The sequence below is a fragment of the Bradyrhizobium sp. LVM 105 genome (genome assembly GCF_003957705.1).
Classification (GTDB): domain Bacteria; phylum Pseudomonadota; class Alphaproteobacteria; order Rhizobiales; family Xanthobacteraceae; genus Bradyrhizobium; species Bradyrhizobium frederickii.
On record NZ_QZMV01000063.1, the window covers coordinates 1 to 4,397 of the forward strand.

Below are 4,397 nucleotides of genomic sequence, written 5' to 3' on the forward strand. Positions count from 1 at the left end.
TCGCGGGTCAATCTTGCCCGCCGTCAGGCAGAAACTCCACTTATCGCGCTGTTCAGATTTGCGGGACCAGCTCACTCGGCCACCATCCGCTCGAAGCCCGCGCGCTGGACGCCGCCGGCAGCGGAACGCCCAAGATCATCGTCGATCACCTCGATCTTGGACCACCCCAGCGCCGTCAATCGGTCGCGCATCGCGTATTGCAACGCGCTGCTCTCACGATTGTGCAGAACCTGATGGGCGGAGGACTGGCGCACATAGAGGATCGCCTTGCGCTCGAGATGGTGAGGGCGGACCTTGTCACTGATCATGACCGTCTTCCCTCTTCGCGAGCATTGCGCTTACTCGTGCATGGTCCAGCACCAGCTGCGTCATCAAGTTCACCAGCGCATCCTGCGCCTCCTTCGGCAGCTCCCGCCATTCCGGTACACCGACGGCGCCGTGCGCTATGCCACCCGTGAACAGGTCCATCTGATGCACGCCGAACCGCCGGTTGCGCCGAACCGGGTTCGCCGATATCGCCGTCCTGCTTGCCATGAGCCTCTCCCCGATTCTGATCGTGAGAGACTCCGCATGCACCGGAAAGCGGTTCATTCAATGATGATGTCGCGCTCTTGACCGCCGAATCGACAAGCGACGACAACGCGTTGAGCCCTTCAGGCTGACAAACGGCTCTGCCGTTAGGCTGCCACCGCGAGCACATGCCGCGCGGTCGAACATCCAGGATGGGATCTCCAGAAAACGCTGCGTCTCCGATCCATCCAGCGTGCAGCGGAAAACAACGCCGTCCGCCTTGTCGATCACACCATGGACGAAAACCTCGCGGCCTACCCAAGGGTGATGCCGGTACAGAACCTCACGGCATACGGTCCCTTGGGCGTTCTCAAGCCTTGTTGTACAACGAGGAGCGGCCCCATGGAGCCATCGGCAATCGGCCGCCGATTTTGCTGCAAAATCACGCCGGCGCCACCAGCCCGCCAACGTGACCAAGGCGCAAAACTCTAGTTCTGGGTGGTCCAAAGTTCGGTCTCGCTACACTCTGTTAGCAGAGGATTGAGCATAGCGTCTCATAGGAAATGTTACCGCCGCATACCACGACGGCAACGTTCTGGCCAGCGTATCGCTCTGCCGTCTTCAGATAGCCGGCTACCGCTACTCCTGCGGCTCCTTCGATTGCCATCCTGTGGCCAGCGAGCACGAGCCGAATAGCGTCCGCGATTTCGTTTTCCTGAACCAGGACGCACTCGTCTATGAGATCTCTGGCGTAACTGAAAGTGATGGCCTCACTTTCGATGCCGCCCGCAGTGCCGTCCGACAATGTAGGGTTCTCGGACACATCGACTATTTTTCCAGCCTTTAACGCAAGATACAATGCCGGGGAATTCTCAGGCCAGCAGCCGACGATCCGGAGGTCAGGATGGCGGGGCTTGAGATAACTAGCGATGCCGCTGATAAGGCCGCCGCCACCGACCGATACGAACACTGCGTCTAGCTTAGGGCATTGCCGCTCAAGTTCAATGCCAATAGTGCCCTGACCCACGATAACGTCTAAGTCATTATAGGGTGAGATGTATGCCCGATGTTGGACGACCGCGACTTCGCGCGCGTGTGCTTCGGAGGTAACCGCATCCGCGCCGAAAAACTGCAGCTTGACGGATTTGTACTGCTCAAGAGCGATGATCTTGGATTTCGAGGCAGTCGTGGGCAGAAATATGGTCCCGCGTGCCTTTAGCGCGGAAAGGCTGTAGGCGACGCCTAGTCCATGGTTCCCCGTTGACGAGGCGATGACGCCGCGGGCGAGATCGTCTTTGGAGAGGGACAGGATTTTGTTGAGAGCGCCGCGGACCTTGAAAGATCCCGTGTGCTGAAGGTTCTCGTACTTGAGCCATACCTCCCCTCCCCCGGACAAAGCCGAAAGAATAGGGGAATGGTCGACGAAAGTCTCCCTCACGAGTGATCTGATGCGAGCTTCAGCCGCAACTATGCGGCCAACAAGGCTTGCGCCAGCGCCCTCAGGCATGCCCTTCTATCCACCACCAGTTCACCGCAACGTTCAGGCCGTGCGATCGAAGATAGTGCCACCACCCCTCCGGAATGTAAAGAATATCGCCACGACACAATACGCATTCGAAAGGCCGCGCGTTCAACAATCTCGGAAACCGATCGAGATCTGGAAGGCGAAGATTTAAACGACTAAAGTGACGATACTTAGGATGGTCGTTATATGGGTAGAGGTTCCTGCGATCCGCCGGCGGGAACAAGGTAATATGCTTACGACCGTTTATCATTGCATACAGGTTATCGTAGGAATCGTAATGCAGCTTCGAGGCGTTACGGCCAATGCCCATCCATAAGTATGGAGGCCTCATGATCTTCGCGAGTGGGGCGAACGGCGGACGAACGACATCACCCACAAGTTCAGGGAGATACCGCAACGCATCAATCTGGGCGAGGTAATAGGTCGTTTGACTTGCCGCGTCGCCATAGAGCAGATAATCGACGAAGCGGCCAAACGTCGAGTGGGTTTGATCTTTACCAATTCGCTCTGGCACAGCGAACTCTTTATCCGGAGAGAATTCGATGGGCACACGCCTATGGCCTGCTGCTGCCTTTAAGTAGCCGGAGGTCCAACGTTCGATAGCCCCCAGGGTCAATGCCGCGCCTTTGATGACGACCGGAAGCGCCGGACGCACAAATCGCCGATGAAATTCCTCTGCACTCGGAGTAGCGATGCTATCGATCGATTGCGCGGTCTCCAGCCACGCTCTGTTAACCACCGACGGATTCATGATAACTCCTAAATTTGAACTCCGTCGCATCGAGCGGAGGAGTTTCGTCTGACTTTAGCTGTGCTGCTTAAGGTCCCGCCTATAAAGGATATCCTGGTTCAACTCTTCCGTGGTGTAGTGACCTCTAGAAACGATTACTATCGTGGTCCTCCTCGATCATGCGAAGCAACGGCCGGCACATCGATTCTGGCGGTGAGAAGGATTCGCTTAGTCGTCTCGATGCGATGGCGGACGAAGTATTCCTTATCGAGATATGCGGTCGGATCTCCAAATTCAGGAGGAATCCGACTCGCTTCTCGGATGGAGTGAGCACTGCACTACTTCACAATTCTAGACCGCCTGGAAGTCGCGCCACCATCGGGCGGCCACCGTTCCCAGCTCACGCGCCGATCGCGCGGCCATTTCACTCCCTTCGTCGCGTCACGAGCGCGCCGCACGATCGGCGAGCTCGGCCCGCAGCTCTTCGTCGCGCAGGGAGCGCGCTGCACGATCGGCCCGCAGTTCCTCATCTCGCAACGAGCGCGCCGCACGATCGGCGAGCTCGGCCCGCAGCTCTTCGTCGCGCAGGGAGCGCGCTGCACGATCGGCCCGCAGTTCCTCATCTCGCAACGAGCGCGCCGCACGATCGGCGAGCTCGGCCCGCAGCTCTTCATCGCGCAGGGAGCGCGCTGCACGATCGGCCCGCAGTTCCTCATCTCGCAACGAGCGCGCCGCACGATCGACGAGCTCGGCCCGCAGCTCTTCGTCGCGCAGGGAGCGCGCTGCACGATCGGCCCGCAGTTCCTCATCTCGCAACGAGCGCGCCGCACGATCGGCGAGCTCGGCCCGCAGCTCTTCGTCGCGCAGGGAGCGCGCCGCACGATCGGCCCGCAACCCTGAACGCGCTGCACGATCGAGACGTGCACGGGACAGGTTCTCGTCGCGCAATGCGCGCCTCGCCCGCGATCTCGACACTCGTGCGCCAGAGCGCGTCGCGAGGTCGAGCTGGTCTGCCACATCTTCGAGCTGCTCCTGGAATCTCGCCGTGATGACCAGCAAGTCCTGAGATAGATCCACAAGAGTTTCATAAGCCATTGGGTAATCCTCCGTTAGTTACTGGCGCAGATTGGTTGAGGAGTGTGGTCTGTTCGGAGTCGCACTCTGGGTCCCCCGGGGGCGAGCTCGTGTCCCCGGTTCAGCTCACCACTGACTGAGCGCTGGATCCAAGCTGGAAGGTGCCGTGCAAACAGCAATCCTTCAACTACCTTATTTCGTAGGCCTATTTGTGCGAACTCGGCTAGGGATCGGGCGGCACTTCTCGGCCTGTGTTGGTCTCGCGCCAAAGCAGAGCTCGAGCGGGAGCAAAGACAAGCTTGGCAGCATCAGCAAGCAGGGCGATCGCTATTTGCGTAGCCTGTACACGGCTGGCGCGCTCGCTGTAATCCGCTACGCCAAGTTCCATGGCACCGATCATCGGCCATGGCTCACGCGATTGTTGGCCCGGCGGCCCACCGGCCATCGCGCTTGCCAACAAGCTCGCCAGGATGGCCTGGACTGTTCGCCGTCAGCACTCTTGAGACAGATTGAAGGGTTTTCCGGAAGGAGGATTTCTGGTTCATCGTAGCCACCAGG

6 protein-coding genes are annotated in these 4,397 nt (G+C 59.2%); 1 reads left to right on the top strand and 5 read right to left on the bottom strand.

Going from position 1 to position 4,397, the window contains the following annotated elements; genetic code table 11:
* Positions 1 to 71 precede the first annotated feature (71 nt).
* The 5 genes from D6B98_RS39335 to D6B98_RS39355 form a co-directional block, all read right to left on the bottom strand.
* Positions 72 to 308 carry a recombinase family protein gene (locus tag D6B98_RS39335; protein WP_245481540.1) on the bottom strand — a complete coding sequence of 79 codons (237 nt, stop codon included), beginning with the start codon at positions 306 to 308 and terminating at the stop codon, positions 72 to 74.
* Complete coding sequence (locus tag D6B98_RS39340; RefSeq protein WP_126262223.1) at positions 298 to 534, bottom strand: hypothetical protein; 237 nt, start codon at positions 532 to 534, stop codon at positions 298 to 300. Before D6B98_RS39340 ends, D6B98_RS39335 begins: the two co-directional genes overlap by 11 nt.
* A gap of 505 nt (positions 535 to 1,039) precedes the next feature.
* Positions 1,040 to 2,017 carry a threonine/serine dehydratase gene (locus D6B98_RS39345; RefSeq protein WP_126262224.1) on the bottom strand — a complete coding sequence of 326 codons (978 nt, stop codon included), beginning with the start codon at positions 2,015 to 2,017 and terminating at the stop codon, positions 1,040 to 1,042.
* Positions 2,010 to 2,786, bottom strand: a complete 777-nt coding sequence (locus tag D6B98_RS39350) for a cupin-like domain-containing protein (protein ID WP_164719166.1) — start codon at positions 2,784 to 2,786, stop codon at positions 2,010 to 2,012. Before D6B98_RS39350 ends, D6B98_RS39345 begins: the two co-directional genes overlap by 8 nt.
* Positions 2,787 to 3,206: 420 nt before the next feature.
* Positions 3,207 to 3,824: a hypothetical protein gene (locus D6B98_RS39355; RefSeq protein WP_126262226.1), complete on the bottom strand. Its 618-nt coding sequence runs from the start codon at positions 3,822 to 3,824 to the stop codon at positions 3,207 to 3,209.
* A gap of 226 nt (positions 3,825 to 4,050) precedes the next feature.
* Between D6B98_RS39355 and D6B98_RS42140 the strand changes: the two genes are divergently transcribed.
* Positions 4,051 to 4,389 (top strand): transposase, encoded by a 339-nt coding sequence (locus D6B98_RS42140; RefSeq protein ID WP_502699969.1) that lies wholly within the window; start codon positions 4,051 to 4,053, stop codon positions 4,387 to 4,389.
* Positions 4,390 to 4,397: the final 8 nt, after the last annotated feature.

Excerpts from the sequence above, each read along its gene's own strand:
- D6B98_RS39345 (WP_126262224.1), bottom strand. The coding sequence starts at position 2,017 with ATGCCTGAGGGCGCTGGCGCAAGCCTTGTTGGCCGCATAGTTGCGGCT.
- D6B98_RS39335 (WP_245481540.1), bottom strand. The coding sequence starts at position 308 with ATGATCAGTGACAAGGTCCGCCCTCACCATCTCGAGCGCAAGGCGATC.
- D6B98_RS39350 (WP_164719166.1), bottom strand. The coding sequence starts at position 2,786 with ATGAATCCGTCGGTGGTTAACAGAGCGTGGCTGGAGACCGCGCAATCG.
- D6B98_RS39340 (WP_126262223.1), bottom strand. The coding sequence starts at position 534 with ATGGCAAGCAGGACGGCGATATCGGCGAACCCGGTTCGGCGCAACCGG.